The sequence below is a fragment of the Pseudomonas nicosulfuronedens genome (assembly GCF_005877905.1).
GTDB lineage: Bacteria > Pseudomonadota > Gammaproteobacteria > Pseudomonadales > Pseudomonadaceae > Pseudomonas > Pseudomonas nicosulfuronedens.
The window spans coordinates 14,315-30,327 of the sequence record NZ_SWDV01000019.1; the positions used below are offsets into that span (position 1 = coordinate 14,315).

Below are 16,013 nucleotides of genomic sequence, written 5' to 3' on the forward strand. Positions count from 1 at the left end.
AAGCGCGCACAGAATCATCCATGAGCGTGATAAAGGGCTAAAACGCCCGGCCTCCCGGCGGGCCCCGGCGACGGCGGACTCGCACCGCACCCGCCCCAGGACCTAAACTGCGCGCCTTGAGGAGTCCGCTATCCATGAACTACCGCCACGCTTACCACGCCGGCAACCACGCCGACGTGCTGAAACACATCGTCCTCGCCCGTCTCTTCGCGCTGATGGCGCGCAAGGACACGCCCTTTGCCTACCTCGACAGCCATTCCGGCATCGGCCTGTATGACCTGCTGGGCGATGAAGCCAGCCGCACCGGCGAGTGGGAGTCGGGCATCGGCCGACTGTATGAGCGCGATGACCTACCGGAGCTGCTGCAGGACTACCTGGAGGTGGTGCGTGCGCTCAACCCCGATGGCGGTCTGGAGTACTACCCCGGCTCGCCGGAGCTGGCGCGCCGCCTGACCCGTCCGCAAGACCGCGTCCTGCTCAACGAGCTGCACCCGGAAGACGGCCGCCTGCTCAAGGCCAACATGGGCGGCGAGCGCCGCATCTCGGTACACCAGGGCGACGGCTGGCTGCTGCCCCGTGCCTTTCTGCCGGTGTCGGAGAAGCGCGGTGTACTGCTGATCGACCCGCCCTTCGAGCAGCCTGACGACCTGGAGCGCTGCGTGGTCGCCCTGGACGAAGCCATCGGCCGCATGCGTCAGACCGTGGTCGCGATCTGGTATCCGATCAAGGACCGTCGCCAGCTCAAGCGCTTCTACCAGCGCCTGGAAAAGAGCTCGGCACCGAAGATGCTCCGCGTGGAGCTGTGCGTGCACCCGGCCGAGACGGCCGATCGCCTGAACGGCTCCGGGCTGGTCATCGTCAATCCGCCGTGGCCGCTGGACGAAGAGCTGCGCGGCCTGCTGCCCTGGCTGGCCGAGACCCTGGCGCAGAGCGAAGGTAGCAGCCAGGTGGACTGGCTGATCGCCGAATGAAAAAAGCCCCGGCAGTGCCGGGGCTTTTTCATGGCTATGACCGTGTTGGTTCAGCGTGGGGCAGGGCCGATCGCGGCCGGTGTCTGCAACGCGCCGAGCGGATACGGCGCCTGTGTAGGAGCGAGCTCGCTCGCGAACAGCCTCATTGCGCTGCCGGTTCGCGAGCAAGCTCGCTCCTACAAGAGCCGGCTCACGCCGGCAGGCAGACGCCCGTGCCACCGAGGCCGCAGTAACCGTAGGGAACCTTCCCCAGGTACTGCTGGTGGTAGGTCTCGGCATAGTAGAAGGGCGGCACTTCGCGAATCTCCGTGGTGATCTCGCCGTAGCCCTTGGTGCTGAGCTCTTTCTGGAAGGCCGCGCGGCTGGCGTCGATGGCGGCTTTCTGCGCCTGGTCGAACCAGTAGATCACCGAGCGGTACTGGGTACCGGTGTCATTGCCCTGGCGCATGCCCTGGGTCGGGTCGTGGGATTCCCAGAACACCTTGAGCAGTGCCTCGATGGTGGTTTCACGCGGGTCGTAGACCACCAGTACCACTTCGCTGTGGCCGGTCAGCCCGGAGCAGACTTCGTCGTAGGTCGGGTTCGGTGTGAAGCCACCGGCGTATCCCACCGCGGTGACCCACACGCCGGGTTGCTGCCAGAAACGCCGTTCGGCGCCCCAGAAGCAGCCCATGCCGAGGACGATCTGCTGCAGGCCCGACGGGAAGGGCGCGGTCAGCGGGTGGCCATTGACGTAATGCGCTTCGGGCACCGACATCGGACTCTCGCGCCCGGGCAGGGCCTGGGCGGAGCTAGGCAGTTCCAGCTTGTGGGCAAGTATTTGCGAGCGCAGGGTCATGGCATTCGTCTCCTCTGAATAGGGGCGGCAATAGACTCGGGTACTCGCCGAAGATTACAGCGTTTGTTTTGCTTTGCGGGAGGTTTGATACCGCTGGCGGGATTGGCTGCGGGCACGCCGCGCCAGGGCGCCTCAATGTGGGCGGCAGGGATAGCGCTGCAGGCTGGAAGACAGGTCGTGGCTGGGGATGGGCTTGTCGAACAGGTAGCCCTGGCCGATGTCGCAGCGGTTGCGCCGCAGGAAGGCCAACTGGGCGGCGGTCTCGACGCCTTCGGCGACCACCTGCAGCTTGAGGTTGTGGGCCATGGCGATCACCGCCGAGGTGATTTCCATGTCGTCCTGGTTGTCCGGGATGTCCTTGATGAAGCTGCGATCGATCTTGATCACGTCGATGGGGAATTTCTTCAGGTAGCTCAGCGACGAATAACCGGTGCCGAAGTCGTCCATGGCCAAGGTCAGGCCAAGGCTCTTCAGGCGCTCCAGCTGCTGGCGGGTGTCGTCGGTGGCGTCCAGCAGCAGGCTCTCGGTGAGTTCAAGCTCGAGCTGAGAGGCCGGAATGCTTTCTTCGTGGAGGATCGCGGCGATGGAGCCGACCAGGTCCGGGTCGCTGAACTGCTTGGGTGACAGGTTGATCGCCATGTGCAGCTCGCCCAGCCCCTTGGCGGCCAGCTCGCGCACCTGGCGGCAGGCCTGGCGGATCACCCACTTGCCGATGGGGATGATCAGCCCGGTTTCCTCGGCGACGCTGATGAACTGGTCCGGGCGGATCATCCCCTTCTCCGGGTGCTGCCAGCGCAGCAGTGCCTCCAGGCCGAGCAGCGCGCCACTGCGCAGGCACAGCTTGGGCTGGTAGTGCACTGCCAGTTCGTCCTGCACCAGCGCGCGGCGCAGGTTGCTCTCGACGAACAGCTTGTAGCTGGCCTCGGCAGTCATTGCCTCGGTAAAGGTCTGCACCTGGTGCTTGCCGTTGGCCTTGGCCTTGTGCAGCGCCAGGCCCGCGTGCTTCATCAGCGTCTGCGGGTCCTGGCCGTGCTGTGGCGCGTAGGCGATGCCGACCGAGCCGGTGATGCTGATCAGCTGGTTGTCGACGAACAGCGGCTTGTCGAGCACGTCGAGGATCTGCGCGGCGACCTTCTCGCCACGGCCGGCCACGGACTCTTCCAGCAGCACGGCGAATTCGTTGCTGGCGAAGCGCGCCAGGGTGGCGCTGTCGCTCAGGCTGCTGCGCAGGCGGCGGGCGAGGTTGGCCAGCAGCTTGTCGCCGGTCTGGTGGCCGAGGCTGTCGTTGATCCGCTTGAAGTTGTCGATGTCCACCAGCAGCAGGCTCAGCGAGTGCTCGCTGCCTACCTGCAGACGCTCTTCCAGGGCATTGATGAAGAAGTGCCGGTTGGCCAGGCCGGTGAGGTTGTCGCGGTAGGCGAGCTTCTCGATGTGCTGCTGGGCCAGCTTGCTCTGGGTGATGTCTTCGTAGATGCCGATGTAGTGGGTCAGCTCGCCCTTGTCGTCGTAGACCTTGGACAGCGACAGCTGGCCCCAGTAGGGCTCGAGGTTCTTGCGTCGGCTGCGGAACTCACCCTGCCAGCTGTTCTGCGTCACCAGGGTGGAGCGCGCGTCGAACAGCAGCTCGCTGAGGTTCGCCAGCGCCGGCAGCTCCGGCAGGCGACGGCCGCGCACTTCGTCGGCGCCGTACTGGGTGATCGCGGTGAAGCTCGGGTTGACGTACTCCACCAGGCCGTCGCGGTCGATCAGCAGGAAGGCGCTGGCGCTCTGCTCGACGGCGCGCTGGAACAGGTGCAGTGCGCTGGAGACGTTGCGCCGCTCGTGGTTCATCAACACCTGGGCATACTGGTCGGCCAGCTCGCCGGCGAAAGCGATCTCGTCGCTCTGCCACATGCGCACTTCGCCGACATGTTCCAGGCAGAGCACGCCGACCACTTCGCCGCCGACGCGGATGGTGGCGTCAAGCATGGCGCTGATGCCCTGCGGGCGCAGGTAGCGTGCGGCCAGTTCCTGGGTGCGCGGGTCCTGCTGGGCATTGTGGGCGTCGATGGCGCGGCCGCTGTGGACCGCGTCGAGGTAATTGGGGAAATTGCTGGCGTCGATGTCCTGGGGCTTTTCGTACTGGTCGGTGTCGCGGCGGTAGATGGTCACCGCTTCCAGGCGATGGTCCGGGTGCAGGCGCCAGATGCCGGCGCGGGCCACGTCGTAGGCCTCGCAGGCGGCCTGGGCGATCAACTGGGCGGCTTCGAGCAGCGGGTCGCTGGACAGGTAGCGGTGCCGCGCCAGGCGCACGATCAGGTTCTGCTGGGTGCGCGAGCGCACCAGGTGCTGCAGGTGTTCGTCCTGGGAGCGCTGGTACATCTCCAGGGACATCTTCAGGCGGATGTTCTGCGCTTCCAGGTCCAGCAGGCGCGGGTCGAGTTCGGTTTCGTGCTCGTCCGCCTCGGTCTGCAGCAGGTAGCCGTGGAGCAGTTGGCGACCGTGCTGCTGGAAACTTTCGCCGACCTCCAGCACGTTCAGCGTGCCGCGCGGCGAGTGGAGCAGGTAGCGCACCCGGTAGCGGCCGTCCTTGAGCAGTTGCTGCTGCACCTGCTCATGCAGGCGATGGCGCGCCTCGGGCTCCATCAGGCTGGCGTAGGGGGCGTCAAGGATGCCGCAGAGGTCCTGGGCCGGTACGCCGATCTGCCGCTCACAACCGGGGTCGAGGAACAGCAGGGTCCAGCTGGGTTCATTCAGGCGCTCGAAGCGCAGCATCCCGAGCCTCGAAGGGACGGGAAGCTGCGTGACAACCTCGGCCGCCTGACGGCTGGCGGCATCGGGATGACTCTTCATGCGCGGGAGATTTCCAGGGTGCTGGATGGGGTACTTCGCCCCACCCGACTTCTATGGGCGTTGGCAAGATTTGCATGAGGCACGGGGCCATGACAAGCCAAGACTGTATCGGCCATCACAGAGCGAAGTTGAGCGAGCGGCGGGAGCCAGGCGTGACCGCCTGTCCGGCAAAAAAAGAAGCCCCGCCATCCGGCAGGGCTGGAGAGTACGAGCGTGGCGTGCTCGTCGAGAGGAAGGCCGGCGCGGGGCCGGCCTTTACAACACTTACAGCAGCCGCACTTACAGGAGCAGGGTGCGGATATCGCCCAGCAGGTCCGACAGGCGCTTGGTGTAGCGCGCAGCGGCCGCCCCGTTGATCACGCGGTGATCGTAGGACAGCGACAGCGGCAGCATCAGGCGCGGCTGGAAGGCCTTGCCGTCCCACACCGGCTGCATGGTCGCCTTGCTGACACCCAGGATCGCCACTTCCGGCGCGTTGACGATCGGCGTGAAGCCGGTGCCGCCAATGTGTCCGAGGCTGGAGATGGTGAAGCAGGCGCCCTGCATGGCGTCGGCGGAGAGCTTCTTGGTGCGCGCTTTCTCGGCCAGTTCGGCGGCTTCGGCGGCGAGCTGCAGGAGGCTCTTCTGGTCGACGTTCTTGATCACCGGGACCAGCAGACCGTCCGGCGTGTCCACGGCGAAGCCGATGTTCACGTACTTCTTGCGGATCAGCGCCTTGCCGCTGGGGGCGAGGGAGCTGTTGAAGTCCGGCATTTCCTTGAGCAGGTGGGCGCAGGCTTTCAGCAGGATCGGCAGTACGGTCAGCTTGACCCCGGCCTTCTCCGCGACGGCTTTCTGGGCCACGCGGAAGGCTTCCATCTCGGTGATGTCGGCCGAGTCGAACTGGGTCACGTGCGGCACGTTCAGCCAGCTGCGATGCAGGTTGGCGGCGCCGACCTGCATCAGGCGGGTCATGGCCACTTCTTCCACTTCGCCGAACTTGCTGAAGTCGACTTCCGGGATCGGCGGGATGCCCGCGCCACCGGTAGCGCCCGCAGCCGGGCCGGACTTGGCGCGTTGCAGTTGTTCCTTGACGAACGCCTGCACGTCTTCCTTGAGGATGCGGCCTTTCGGACCGGTGCCTTTGACTTCGCCCAACTCGACGCCGAACTCGCGGGCAACCATGCGCACGGCGGGGCCGGCGTGGACCTTGGTGCCGTCACGGCTGGGCGCACCCACCGGAGCAGCTTCAGGTGCCTTGGCCGGAGCTGCGGCGGTCGGCGCGGGAGCGGCGGCAGGAGCAGCGGCCGGAGCCGGAGCAGCAGCCGGAGCTTCCGCCGCGGCCGGGGCAGCAGCGCCTGCGACCTTGAGCTTGAGGATCAGGTCACCGGTGCCGACTTCGTCACCGACCTTGATCGATACGCTCTCTACCACGCCGGAAGCCGGCGAGGGGATTTCCATGCTGGCCTTGTCCGACTCCAGGGTGATCAGCGACTGGTCGGCTTCGACCGTGTCGCCGGCTTTCACCATGACTTCGATGACGTTGGCCTTGCCGGCGGAGCCGATGTCCGGGACGTGGATGTCCTGGACGCTGGCGCCAGCGGCGGGCGCGGCAGCCGGGGCAGCGGCCGGAGCCTCTGCCTTCGGTGCCTCGGCGGCCGGAGCCGGTGCTTCGGCCTTGGGCGCTTCGGCGGCAGCCGAACCACCCTCGACTTCCAGTTCGAGGATCTCGTCGCCTTCCTTCAGGGTGTCGCCCACCTTGACCTTCAGGCTTTTCACCACGCCGGCCTTGGGCGAGGGGATTTCCATGCTGGCCTTGTCGGATTCCAGGGTCAGCAGGCTCTGGTCGGCCTCGACGGTGTCGCCCACCTTGACCAGCAGCTCGATGACTTCACCCTGGCCATTGCCGATGTCGGGTACACGAATCAGTTCGCTCATCGTGCCTCTCCTCAGCAGTCCAGCGGGTTACGTTTTTCGGGGTTGATGCCGAACTTGGCGATGGCTTCCGCCACGACCTTGGGTTCGATATCACCGCGATCAGCCAGGGCTTCCAGCGCGGCCAGCACCACCCAGTGGCGGTCGACTTCGAAGAAGTCGCGCAGCTTGCGGCGGCTGTCGCTGCGGCCGAAGCCGTCGGTGCCCAGGACCTTGAATTCCTTGCTCGGAACCCACTGGCGGATCTGCTCGGCATAGAGCTTCATGTAGTCGGTGGAGGCAATGACCGGGCCCTTGCGGCCGGACAGGCACTCTTCGACATAGCTCTGCTTGGGCTTCTGACCCGGGTGCAGGCGGTTCCAGCGCTCCACGGCCAGGCCGTCGCGGCGCAGTTCGTTGAAGCTTGGAACGGACCAGACGTCGGCGCCGATGCCGAAGTCTTCGCGCAGGATCTTCGCGGCGGCTTCGACTTCGCGCAGGATGGTGCCCGAACCCAGCAGCTGCACGTGGTGCGCGGCGTCCTTCTTGTCCTCATCGAGCAGGTACATGCCCTTGATGATGCCTTCCTCGGCGCCTTTGGGCATGGCCGGCTGGACGTAGTTCTCGTTCATCACGGTGATGTAATAGAAGATGTCCTGCTGCTCTTCGATCATCTGCCGCGAGCCTTCGCGGATGATCACCGCCAGCTCGTACGCATAGGTCGGATCGTAGGTGCGGCAGTTCGGGATGGTCGCTGCCAGCAGGTGGCTGTGACCGTCTTCGTGCTGCAGGCCTTCACCGTTCAGGGTGGTACGGCCGGCGGTACCGCCGATCAGGAAGCCGTGGGCGCGGCTGTCGCCAGCGGCCCAGGCCAGGTCGCCGATACGCTGGAAGCCGAACATCGAATAGAAGATGTAGAACGGCAGCATCGGCTGGTTGTGCGTGGAGTACGAGGTACCCGCGGCAATCCAGCTGGACATGGCGCCGGCTTCGTTGATGCCTTCCTCGAGGATCTGACCTTTCTTGTCCTCGCGGTAGAACATCACCTGGTCTTTATCCACCGGCTCGTACAGCTGGCCGACGGAAGAGTAGATACCCAACTGACGGAACATGCCTTCCATACCGAAGGTACGGGCTTCGTCCGGAACGATCGGGACGATGCGCGGGCCGAGTTCCTTGTCCTTGACCAGCTGCGAGATGATCCGCACGAAGGCCATGGTGGTGGAGATTTCGCGGTCGCCCGAGCCGTCGAGCATGGCCTTGAGGGTTTCCAGCGGGGGAACCGGGACCTGGAAGCTCTTCTCGCGGCGAACCGGCATCACGCCGCCCAGCGCAGCACGGCGGGAGGCCAGGTACTTGGCTTCGGCGCTGCCTTCTTCGGGGCGGTAGAACGGCAGGTTTTCCAGGTCGGCATCCTTGACCGGGATGTCGAACTTGTCGCGGAACGACTTCAGGGACTCGACGTCGACCTTCTTGACGTTGTGCGCGATGTTCTTCGCTTCGCCCGAACCTGTGCCATAGCCCTTGATGGTCTTGGCCAGGATGACGGTCGGCTGACCCTTGTGGTTGACCGCCTGGTGGTAGGCCGCATAGACCTTGTAGGGGTCGTGGCCGCCACGGTTGAGTTTCCAGATCTCTTCGTCGGAGAGGTCCTTGACCATCTCCAGCAGCTCCGGACGGGCACCGAAGAAGTGCTCACGCACGTAGGCGCCGTCTTTGGCCTTGTAGTTCTGGTACTCGCCGTCGATGACCTCGTCCATGCGCGCTTGCAGCAGGCCGGCGGTGTCCTTGGCGAACAGCGGGTCCCAGAAGCGACCCCAGACCACCTTGTTGACGTTCCACTCGGCGCCACGGAACACGCCTTCGAGTTCCTGGATGATCTTGCCGTTGCCGCGAACCGGGCCGTCGAGGCGCTGCAGGTTGCAGTTGATGACGAAGATCAGGTTGTCCAGCTTCTCGCGGCCGGCCAGGGAGATCGCGCCCAGGGATTCAGGCTCGTCGCACTCGCCGTCGCCCATGAAGCACCAGACTTTCTGCTTGCCGGCGGGGATGAAGCCGCGGCTTTCCAGGTACTTCATGAAGCGCGCCTGGTAGATCGCCTGGATCGGACCCAGACCCATGGATACGGTCGGGAACTGCCAGAAGTCCGGCATCAGCCAGGGGTGCGGGTAGGAAGACAGGCCGTTGCCGTCCACTTCCTGGCGGAAGTTGTTCAGCTGGTCTTCGCTGATGCGGCCTTCGAGGAAGGCGCGGGCGTAGACGCCGGGGGAGGCGTGGCCCTGGAAGAACACCAGGTCGCCGCCGTGCTCGTCGGTCGGGGCCTGGAAGAAGTAGTTGAAGCCAACGTCATACAGAGTCGCCGAGGAGGCGAAGGAGGAGATGTGGCCACCCAGATCCGGGTCGTTCTTGTTGGCCTTCATCACCATCGCCAGGGCGTTCCAGCGCACCAGGGAGCGGATGCGGCGCTCCATGAACAGGTCGCCGGGCATGCGCGCTTCGTGGGTCACCGGGATGCTGTTGCGGTACGGCGTGGTGATGGCGTAGGGCAGTTGGGTGCCGGACCGGCTGGCCAGCTCGCCCATGCGGGTCATCAGGTAATGGGCGCGGTCTTCACCTTCACGGTCCAGGACCGATTCCAGGGCGTCCAGCCATTCCTGGGTTTCGACGGGATCGAGGTCTTGCATGGCTTGCTCCAGGGCGGAAAGGCTTCCAGAATCGGAAGCCAGTAGATCGTTGCCGATAGCTGCGCCAACCTCGTGGGCGACGCGGCGAATTCTTGGAAGTGCTCCGGGGGTACGCCCGGCGGGTTGTAGTTTTACTACAAATCGCCAGCGGATACATCCCTCCCCTCGAAAAAGTTAGTAGTAAAACTACAGGGGCACGAAAAGACAGGAATGCCGGCGCCTCGCCGACCACTCAGGATAGACCATGAGCCTGCCGTCCCTGGCCGCTTTGCCGGCTACTCTCAAGCCTCTCGCCGAGCGCGCTGAGCAGAATTTCCGTACCGCCATCGCCGCGCTTTCCGCCGAGCAGATCGACAGCTTCGACAGCTGGTCCGACGAGCGGCATGCCGATTTCGCCCGCGTCACCGCCGGTAGCGATTTCGTCGCCGAGCAGGTCCAGCGCGATCCTGCCTTTCTATTGGCGTTGGCCGCGACCGGCGAACTGGAGCGTGCCCTGCAGCCCGGTGAGATGGGCGCGCAACTGGAAGCGCTGCTGGCCGACTGCGCCGACGAGGACGAACTGGGCCGCCGCCTGCGTCGCTTCCGTCGACGCCAGCAGATGCGCATCATCTGGCGCGACCTGACTCGCCGCAGCGACCTCGCGGGCACCTGTCGCGACCTGTCGGACCTCGCCGACGCCAGCATCGACCAGTCCCTGGCCTGGCTTTATCAGCGCCATTGCCAGCAGTTCGGCGTGCCCATCGGCAACCGCTCGGGCCTGCCGCAGAAGATGATCGTGCTGGGGATGGGCAAGCTGGGCGCTGGCGAGCTGAACCTGTCCTCGGACATCGACCTGATCTTCGGCTACCCCGAGGGTGGGGAGACCCAGGGCGCCAAGCGTGCGCTGGATAACCAGGAGTTCTTCACTCGCCTGGGGCAGAAGCTGATCAAGTCGCTGGACGCCATCACCGTCGAAGGCTTCGCCTTCCGCGTCGATATGCGTCTGCGCCCCTACGGCTCCAGCGGCCCGCTGGTGCACAGCTTCGCTGCGCTGGAGCAGTACTACCAGGATCAGGGGCGCGACTGGGAACGCTACGCGATGATCAAGGCTCGCGTGGTCGGTGGCGACCAGGAGGCCGGCCAGCGCCTGCTGGACCTGCTGCGCCCGTTCGTCTACCGCCGCTACCTGGACTTCTCCGCCATCGAGGCGCTGCGCACCATGAAGCAGCTGATCCAGCAGGAAGTCCGGCGCAAGGGCATGAGCGAGAACATCAAGCTGGGCGCCGGCGGCATCCGCGAGGTGGAGTTCATCGCCCAGGCCTTCCAGTTGATCCATGGCGGTCGCGACCTGAGCCTGCAGCAGCGGCCGCTGCTGCGCGTGCTGGCGATCCTCGAAGGGCAGGGTTACCTGCCGCCGCAGGTGGTTGCCGAATTGCGCGAGGGCTACGAATTCCTGCGCTATGCCGAGCACGCGTTGCAGGCCATCGCCGACCGCCAGACGCAGATGCTGCCGGAGGACGAGTTCGAGCGTATCCGCGTCGCCTTCATCATGGGCTTCGCCAACTGGTCGGCCTTCCACCAGGCCACCAACCAGTGGCGCGACCGCATCGACTGGCACTTCCGCCAGGTCATCGCCGATCCGGATGAAGATGCAGAAGGCCAGGTGGATACCACCATCGGTGGCGAGTGGATCCCCTTGTGGGAAGAGGCGGTGGATGAAGAGTCTGCCTGCCGGCAGTTCGCCGACGCCGGGTTCACCCAGCCGGCGGCGGCCTGGAAACGCCTCACCGACCTGCGCCACGGTACGCAGGTGCGCGCCATGCAGCGCCTGGGCCGCGAGCGGCTGGACGCCTTCATGCCGCGCCTGCTGAACATGATTGCCGAGCGCGGCCCGGCGGATGTACTGCTGGAGCGCACACTGCCGCTGATCGAGGCGGTGGCGCGGCGCTCCGCCTATCTCGTGCTGCTGACCGAAAACCCCGGCGCGCTGGAGCGTCTGCTGACGCTCTGTGCGGCCAGCCCGATGGTGGCCGAGCAGATTGCGCGCTTCCCCATTCTGCTCGACGAGCTATTGAATGAAGGGCGCTTGTTCCGCCCGCCGCAGGCTGCCGAGCTGGGTGCCGAGCTGCGCGAACGGCTGATGCGTATCCCGGAGGACGACCTCGAGCAGCAGATGGAAACCCTGCGCCACTTCAAGCTGGCCCACGGCCTGCGCGTGGTGGCCTCGGAGATCGCCGGGACTCTGCCTTTAATGAAGGTCAGCGACTACCTGACCTGGCTGGCCGAAGCGATCCTCGAACAGGTGCTGAGCCTGACCTGGGACCAACTGGTGCAGCGCCACGGCCGGCCGACCCGTGTGGACGGCACGCCGTGCGATCCGGACTTCATCATCATCGGCTACGGCAAGTCCGGTGGCCTGGAGCTGGGCCACGGCTCCGACCTGGACCTGGTATTCATCCACGATGGCGACCCGCAGAGCGAGACCGACGGCGCCAAGCCCATCGATGGGGCGCAGTTCTATACGCGCCTGGGGCAGAAGATCATCCACTTCCTCACCGCGCAGACGCCTTCGGGCATGCTCTATGAAGTGGACATGCGCCTGCGCCCCAGCGGTGCCTCCGGCCTGCTGGTCAGCTCGCTGCGCGCCTTCGAGGCCTACCAGCTGGGCGAGGCCTGGACCTGGGAGCACCAGGCGCTGGTGCGCGCCCGGGTGCTCGCCGGCTGCCAGCGGGTGGCCAGGGCCTTCGAGGCGATCCGCGCGAAAGTGCTCGGCCAGCAACGCGATCTGCCGGAGTTGCGCAAGGAGGTCAGCGAGATGCGCGCCAAGATGCGCGACAACCTCGGCACCCCCAGCACGGCTGCCGGCACCGCGCCGAATGCCTTCGAGGCCGCGGCCCCGTTCGATCTCAAGCAGGATGCCGGTGGTATCGTCGATATCGAATTTATGGTGCAATACGCGGCCCTGGCCTGGTCGTGGCAACACCCGGAGCTGGTGGAGTTCACCGACAATATCCGCATCCTGGAAGCACTGGAGCGGGTCGGGTTGATGTCCGGTGAGGATGTCCTGAAGTTGCAGGACGCCTATAAGGCCTACCGGGCGGCGGCGCACCGATTGTCCCTGCAGAAGCAGCCAGGCGTGGTGAGCGGCGACCACTTCCATGCGGAAAGACGCATGGTGATGCAGATGTGGAAGGCCTTCGAGCTGACCTGATTCGCTGCGATTTCCTATGAAGTAGCCAGCATCCGGCGGGATGATGATCGCCGGAGCGGGCCGCGCTGTCGGTTGCTTGTGCAGCTATACAGAGGTCAGGAGTTGGGCGCGTGATGCCATTGCGCCAGGTCACAGGGAGTGACGAAATCCGCCCGGCCGCCAGGTGCGCTGGGCTAGACTGCCGGCATTCGATGCTCGGCACCTGACCGTGAGGGCAAGCACCGCACGGCTGGATGAATGGAGTACGGGGAGGCGAGAGCCTCCCCGGTCGTTTCTGGAAAAGGCATGAGAATTCTGATCGTAGGCCCCTCCTGGGTGGGCGACATGGTGATGGCGCAGACACTCTTCCAGTGTCTGAAGCAGCAGCATCCGGACTGCGTGATCGACGTGCTGGCGCCCGACTGGAGCCGGCCGATCCTCGAGCGCATGCCCGAGGTGCGCCAGGCCCTGAGCTTCCCGCTCGGCCATGGCGTGTTGGACATCGCCTCGCGCCGGCGCATCGGCAAGACCCTCAAGGGCCAGTACGACCAGGCGATCCTCCTGCCCAACTCGCTCAAGTCGGCGCTGGTGCCGTATTTCGCCGGCATCCCCAAGCGCACCGGCTGGAAGGGCGAGATGCGCTACGGCTTGCTCAACGATATCCGCACGCTGGATAAAGAGCGCTACCCGCTGATGATCGAGCGCTTCATGGCCCTGGCCTATGCGCCGGGCGCCGAGCTACCGCAACCTTATCCACAGCCGCGCCTGGCCATCGACCCACAGAGCCGCGAGGCCGCGCTGGCCAAGTTCGGCCTGAGCCTGGATCGCCCGGTGCTGGCGCTGTGCCCCGGCGCCGAGTTTGGCGAGGCCAAGCGCTGGCCGGCGGAGTACTACGCCAAGGTCGCCGAGGTGAAGATCCGCTCCGGCTGGCAGGTGTGGATCTTCGGCTCGAAGAACGACCACCCCGGCGGCGAAGACATTCGCATGCGCCTGATTCCCGGGCTGCGCGAAGAATCGGTGAACCTCGCCGGCGAGACCGCGCTGTCCGAGGCCATCGACCTGATGTCCTGCGCAGGCGCCGTGATCACCAACGATTCCGGCCTGATGCACGTGGCCGCCGCGCTGAACCGCCCGCTGGTGGCGGTTTACGGCTCCACTTCGCCGCAGTTCACCCCGCCGTTGGCCGATGCCGTGGAAATCGTCCGCCTCGGCCTGGAATGCAGCCCCTGCTTCGATCGCGTGTGCCGCTTCGGCCACTACAACTGCCTGCGCGAGCTGAAGCCGCGCCCGGTGATCGAAGCGCTGGACCGACTGGTCGCTGACCCGGTGGATGTGGAAAGCGCCGAATGAGGGTCCTGCTGATCAAGACCTCGTCCCTGGGCGATGTCATCCATACCCTGCCAGCACTGACCGACGCTGCCCGCGCCATTCCCGGCATCCAGTTCGACTGGGTGGTGGAAGAGGGCTTCGCCGAGATTCCTGCCTGGCACCCGGCCGTGGCCCAGGTGATCCCGGTGGCGATCCGGCGCTGGCGCAAGAATCTCTGGCAGACCCTCAAGAGCGGTGAGTGGAGTCGCTTCAAGCGCCGCCTGAAGGAGGTCGACTACGACCTGGTGATCGATGCCCAGGGCCTGCTCAAGAGTGCCTGGCTGACCCGCTATGCGCGCCGCCGCACGCCGATCGCCGGGCTGGACAAGGCGTCGGCCCGCGAGCCGGCCGCCAGCCGCTTCTATAACCGGACCTACCCGGTCGCCTGGGGCCAGCACGCCGTCGAGCGCGTGCGTCAGCTGTTCGCCCAGGCGCTGGACTACCCGCTGCCCGCTGACACCGGTGACTACGGCCTGGACCGCAATCGCCTGCTGGATTCGGTGGAAACCGAGCCCTACCTGGTCTTCCTGCACGGCACCACCTGGGTGACCAAGCACTGGCCCGAGGTTTACTGGCGCGAGTTGGCCCAGCGTATGGGCGAGCGCGGCTGGCAGGTTCGCCTGCCTTGGGGCAACGAAGCCGAGCGGCAACGCGCTGAACGGCTTGCCGAAGGCTTGGAAAACGCCTCGGTGCTCCCCAAATTAAGCCTCGCAGGCATGGCCAAGGTCCTGGCCGGCGCTTCCGCCTGCGTGGCGGTCGACACCGGACTCGGACACCTGGCAGCCGCCCTGGACGTGCCGACGCTATCGCTGTTCGGTCCGACCAACCCCGGTCTTACGGGGGCCTACGGGCGCTCGCAGGTGCACCTGGCCAGTGACTGGCCCTCGTGTGCGCCGTGCCTGCAGAAGACCTGCACCTACCAGCCGACGGCCGAAGACAAGCGCCAGTTCGACCTGCGGCATGAACAGCCTCTGTGCTTCACGCGCCTGAATCCCCAGCGTGTGGCCACCCAGCTGGAGGCACTGCTGCTGGCCCCGGAGACGCTTCGATGACCCTGGCTTTCGTTCTCTACAAATACTTCCCGTTCGGCGGGCTGCAGCGCGATTTCATGCGCATTGCCCTGGAGTGCCAGCAGCGCGGCCACTCCATCCGCGTCTACACGCCGATCTGGGAGGGCGAAGTGCCGCCTGGCTTCGACGTGCGGGTGGCGCCGGTGAAGTCGCTGTTCAACCACCGCCGCAACGAGAAATTCAGCGCCTGGCTGGCGGCGGACCTCGCGCGTTCGCCGGTGGACCGGGTGATCGGTTTCAACAAGATGCCCGGTCTGGACGTCTACTACGCCGCCGACGGTTGCTTCGAGGACAAGGCGCAGACCTTGCGCAATTCCTTCTACCGTCGCTGGGGCCGCTACAAGCACTTCGCCGATTATGAGCGTGCGGTGTTTGCACCGGAGTCCAAGACCGAGATCCTGATGATCTCCGAAGTCCAGCAACCGCTGTTCATCAAGCATTACCGCACCCCCGAGGCACGTTTCCATCTGTTGCCGCCGGGCATCGCCCAGGACCGTCGCGCGCCGGCCAACGCCGCCGAGATCCGCGCCGATTTCCGCCGCGAGTTCAAGCTGGGTGACGACGACCTGCTGCTGGTGCAGATCGGCTCCGGTTTCAAGACCAAGGGCCTGGACCGCAGCCTCAAGGCGCTGGCCGCGCTGCCGCGCTCGCTGCGCAAGCGCACCCGGCTGATCGCCATCGGCCAGGACGATCCCAAGCCGTTCCTGCTGCAGGTGAAGGCGCTGGGGCTGTCGGACAACGTGCAGATCCTCAAGGGGCGCAGCGATATTCCGCGCTTCCTGCTCGGCGCCGACCTGCTGATTCATCCGGCTTACAACGAAAACACCGGCACCGTGCTGCTGGAAGCGCTGGTCGCGGGCCTGCCGGTGCTGGTCACCGACGTCTGCGGCTACGCCCATTACATCGACGAGGCGAAAGCCGGGCGCGTGGTGCCGTCGCCCTTCGAGCAGGAGCGCCTGAACGCCATGCTCAAGGACATGCTGGAAGACGACGTGGCGCGCGCCGACTGGTCGCGCAATGGCCTGGCCTTCGCCGACAGCGCCGATCTCTACAGCATGCCGCAGCACGCCGCCGATCTGATCCTGCGGGAGCGCGCATGAACGCTTTGGCTCTCGTAGGAGCGAGCTTGCTCGCGAAGCATTTCCCGGCATGCCGCAGTGTCATGCGGGTTCGCGAGCAAGCTCGCTC

9 protein-coding genes are annotated in these 16,013 nt (G+C 65.7%); 5 read left to right on the top strand and 4 right to left on the bottom strand.

From position 1 onward, the window contains the following. The first annotated feature begins 134 nt into the window (after positions 1–134). Positions 135–971 carry a 23S rRNA (adenine(2030)-N(6))-methyltransferase RlmJ gene (locus tag FAS41_RS16255; RefSeq protein WP_138524010.1) on the top strand — a complete coding sequence of 279 codons (837 nt, stop codon included), beginning with the start codon at positions 135–137 and terminating at the stop codon, positions 969–971. A gap of 190 nt (positions 972–1,161) precedes the next feature. Here FAS41_RS16255 and msrA read toward each other — a convergent pair whose 3' ends face one another. The 4 genes from msrA to aceE form a co-directional block, all read right to left on the bottom strand. Continuing rightward, positions 1,162–1,809 carry a peptide-methionine (S)-S-oxide reductase MsrA gene (gene msrA, locus FAS41_RS16260; RefSeq protein WP_138524012.1) on the bottom strand — a complete coding sequence of 216 codons (648 nt, stop codon included), beginning with the start codon at positions 1,807–1,809 and terminating at the stop codon, positions 1,162–1,164. Between the two features lie 132 nt (positions 1,810–1,941). Then, positions 1,942–4,641 (bottom strand): putative bifunctional diguanylate cyclase/phosphodiesterase, encoded by a 2,700-nt coding sequence (locus FAS41_RS16265; protein WP_138524014.1) that lies wholly within the window; start codon positions 4,639–4,641, stop codon positions 1,942–1,944. A 279-nt stretch (positions 4,642–4,920) separates the two neighbouring features. Next, positions 4,921–6,558, bottom strand: coding sequence for a dihydrolipoyllysine-residue acetyltransferase (gene aceF, locus FAS41_RS16270; protein ID WP_138524016.1), 1,638 nt, complete (start codon positions 6,556–6,558; stop codon positions 4,921–4,923). An 11-nt stretch (positions 6,559–6,569) separates the two neighbouring features. Then, complete coding sequence (gene aceE, locus FAS41_RS16275) at positions 6,570–9,218, bottom strand: pyruvate dehydrogenase (acetyl-transferring), homodimeric type (protein ID WP_138524018.1); 2,649 nt, start codon at positions 9,216–9,218, stop codon at positions 6,570–6,572. A gap of 244 nt (positions 9,219–9,462) precedes the next feature. Between aceE and glnE the strand changes: the two genes are divergently transcribed. The 4 genes from glnE (at position 9,463) to FAS41_RS16295 (ending at position 15,925) form a co-directional block, all read left to right on the top strand. Further along, positions 9,463–12,408 (top strand): bifunctional [glutamate--ammonia ligase]-adenylyl-L-tyrosine phosphorylase/[glutamate--ammonia-ligase] adenylyltransferase, encoded by a 2,946-nt coding sequence (gene glnE / locus FAS41_RS16280; RefSeq protein WP_138524020.1) that lies wholly within the window; start codon positions 9,463–9,465, stop codon positions 12,406–12,408. A gap of 285 nt (positions 12,409–12,693) precedes the next feature. Continuing rightward, entirely contained in the window at positions 12,694–13,737 is a 1,044-nt protein-coding gene (gene waaF, locus FAS41_RS16285) for a lipopolysaccharide heptosyltransferase II (protein WP_138524022.1), read from the top strand. After that, complete coding sequence (gene waaC / locus FAS41_RS16290) at positions 13,734–14,807, top strand: lipopolysaccharide heptosyltransferase I (protein ID WP_138524024.1); 1,074 nt, start codon at positions 13,734–13,736, stop codon at positions 14,805–14,807. The genes waaF and waaC overlap by 4 nt, the downstream gene beginning before the upstream one ends. After that, on the top strand, positions 14,804–15,925 hold the full coding sequence (locus tag FAS41_RS16295) for a glycosyltransferase family 4 protein (protein ID WP_138524026.1): 1,122 nt from the start codon (positions 14,804–14,806) through the stop codon (positions 15,923–15,925). The genes waaC and FAS41_RS16295 overlap by 4 nt, the downstream gene beginning before the upstream one ends. Positions 15,926–16,013 lie beyond the last annotated feature (88 nt).

What these genes read in the sequence shown, in the direction of transcription:
- FAS41_RS16265 (WP_138524014.1), bottom strand. Translation starts at nt 4,641, where the DNA reads ATGAAGAGTCATCCCGATGCCGCCAGCCGTCAGGCGGCCGAGGTTGTC.
- aceE (WP_138524018.1), bottom strand. Translation starts at nt 9,218, where the DNA reads ATGCAAGACCTCGATCCCGTCGAAACCCAGGAATGGCTGGACGCCCTG.
- waaC (WP_138524024.1), top strand. Translation starts at nt 13,734, where the DNA reads ATGAGGGTCCTGCTGATCAAGACCTCGTCCCTGGGCGATGTCATCCAT.
- waaF (WP_138524022.1), top strand. Translation starts at nt 12,694, where the DNA reads ATGAGAATTCTGATCGTAGGCCCCTCCTGGGTGGGCGACATGGTGATG.
- glnE (WP_138524020.1), top strand. Translation starts at nt 9,463, where the DNA reads ATGAGCCTGCCGTCCCTGGCCGCTTTGCCGGCTACTCTCAAGCCTCTC.
- FAS41_RS16295 (WP_138524026.1), top strand. Translation starts at nt 14,804, where the DNA reads ATGACCCTGGCTTTCGTTCTCTACAAATACTTCCCGTTCGGCGGGCTG.
- aceF (WP_138524016.1), bottom strand. Translation starts at nt 6,558, where the DNA reads ATGAGCGAACTGATTCGTGTACCCGACATCGGCAATGGCCAGGGTGAA.
- msrA (WP_138524012.1), bottom strand. Translation starts at nt 1,809, where the DNA reads ATGACCCTGCGCTCGCAAATACTTGCCCACAAGCTGGAACTGCCTAGC.
- FAS41_RS16255 (WP_138524010.1), top strand. Translation starts at nt 135, where the DNA reads ATGAACTACCGCCACGCTTACCACGCCGGCAACCACGCCGACGTGCTG.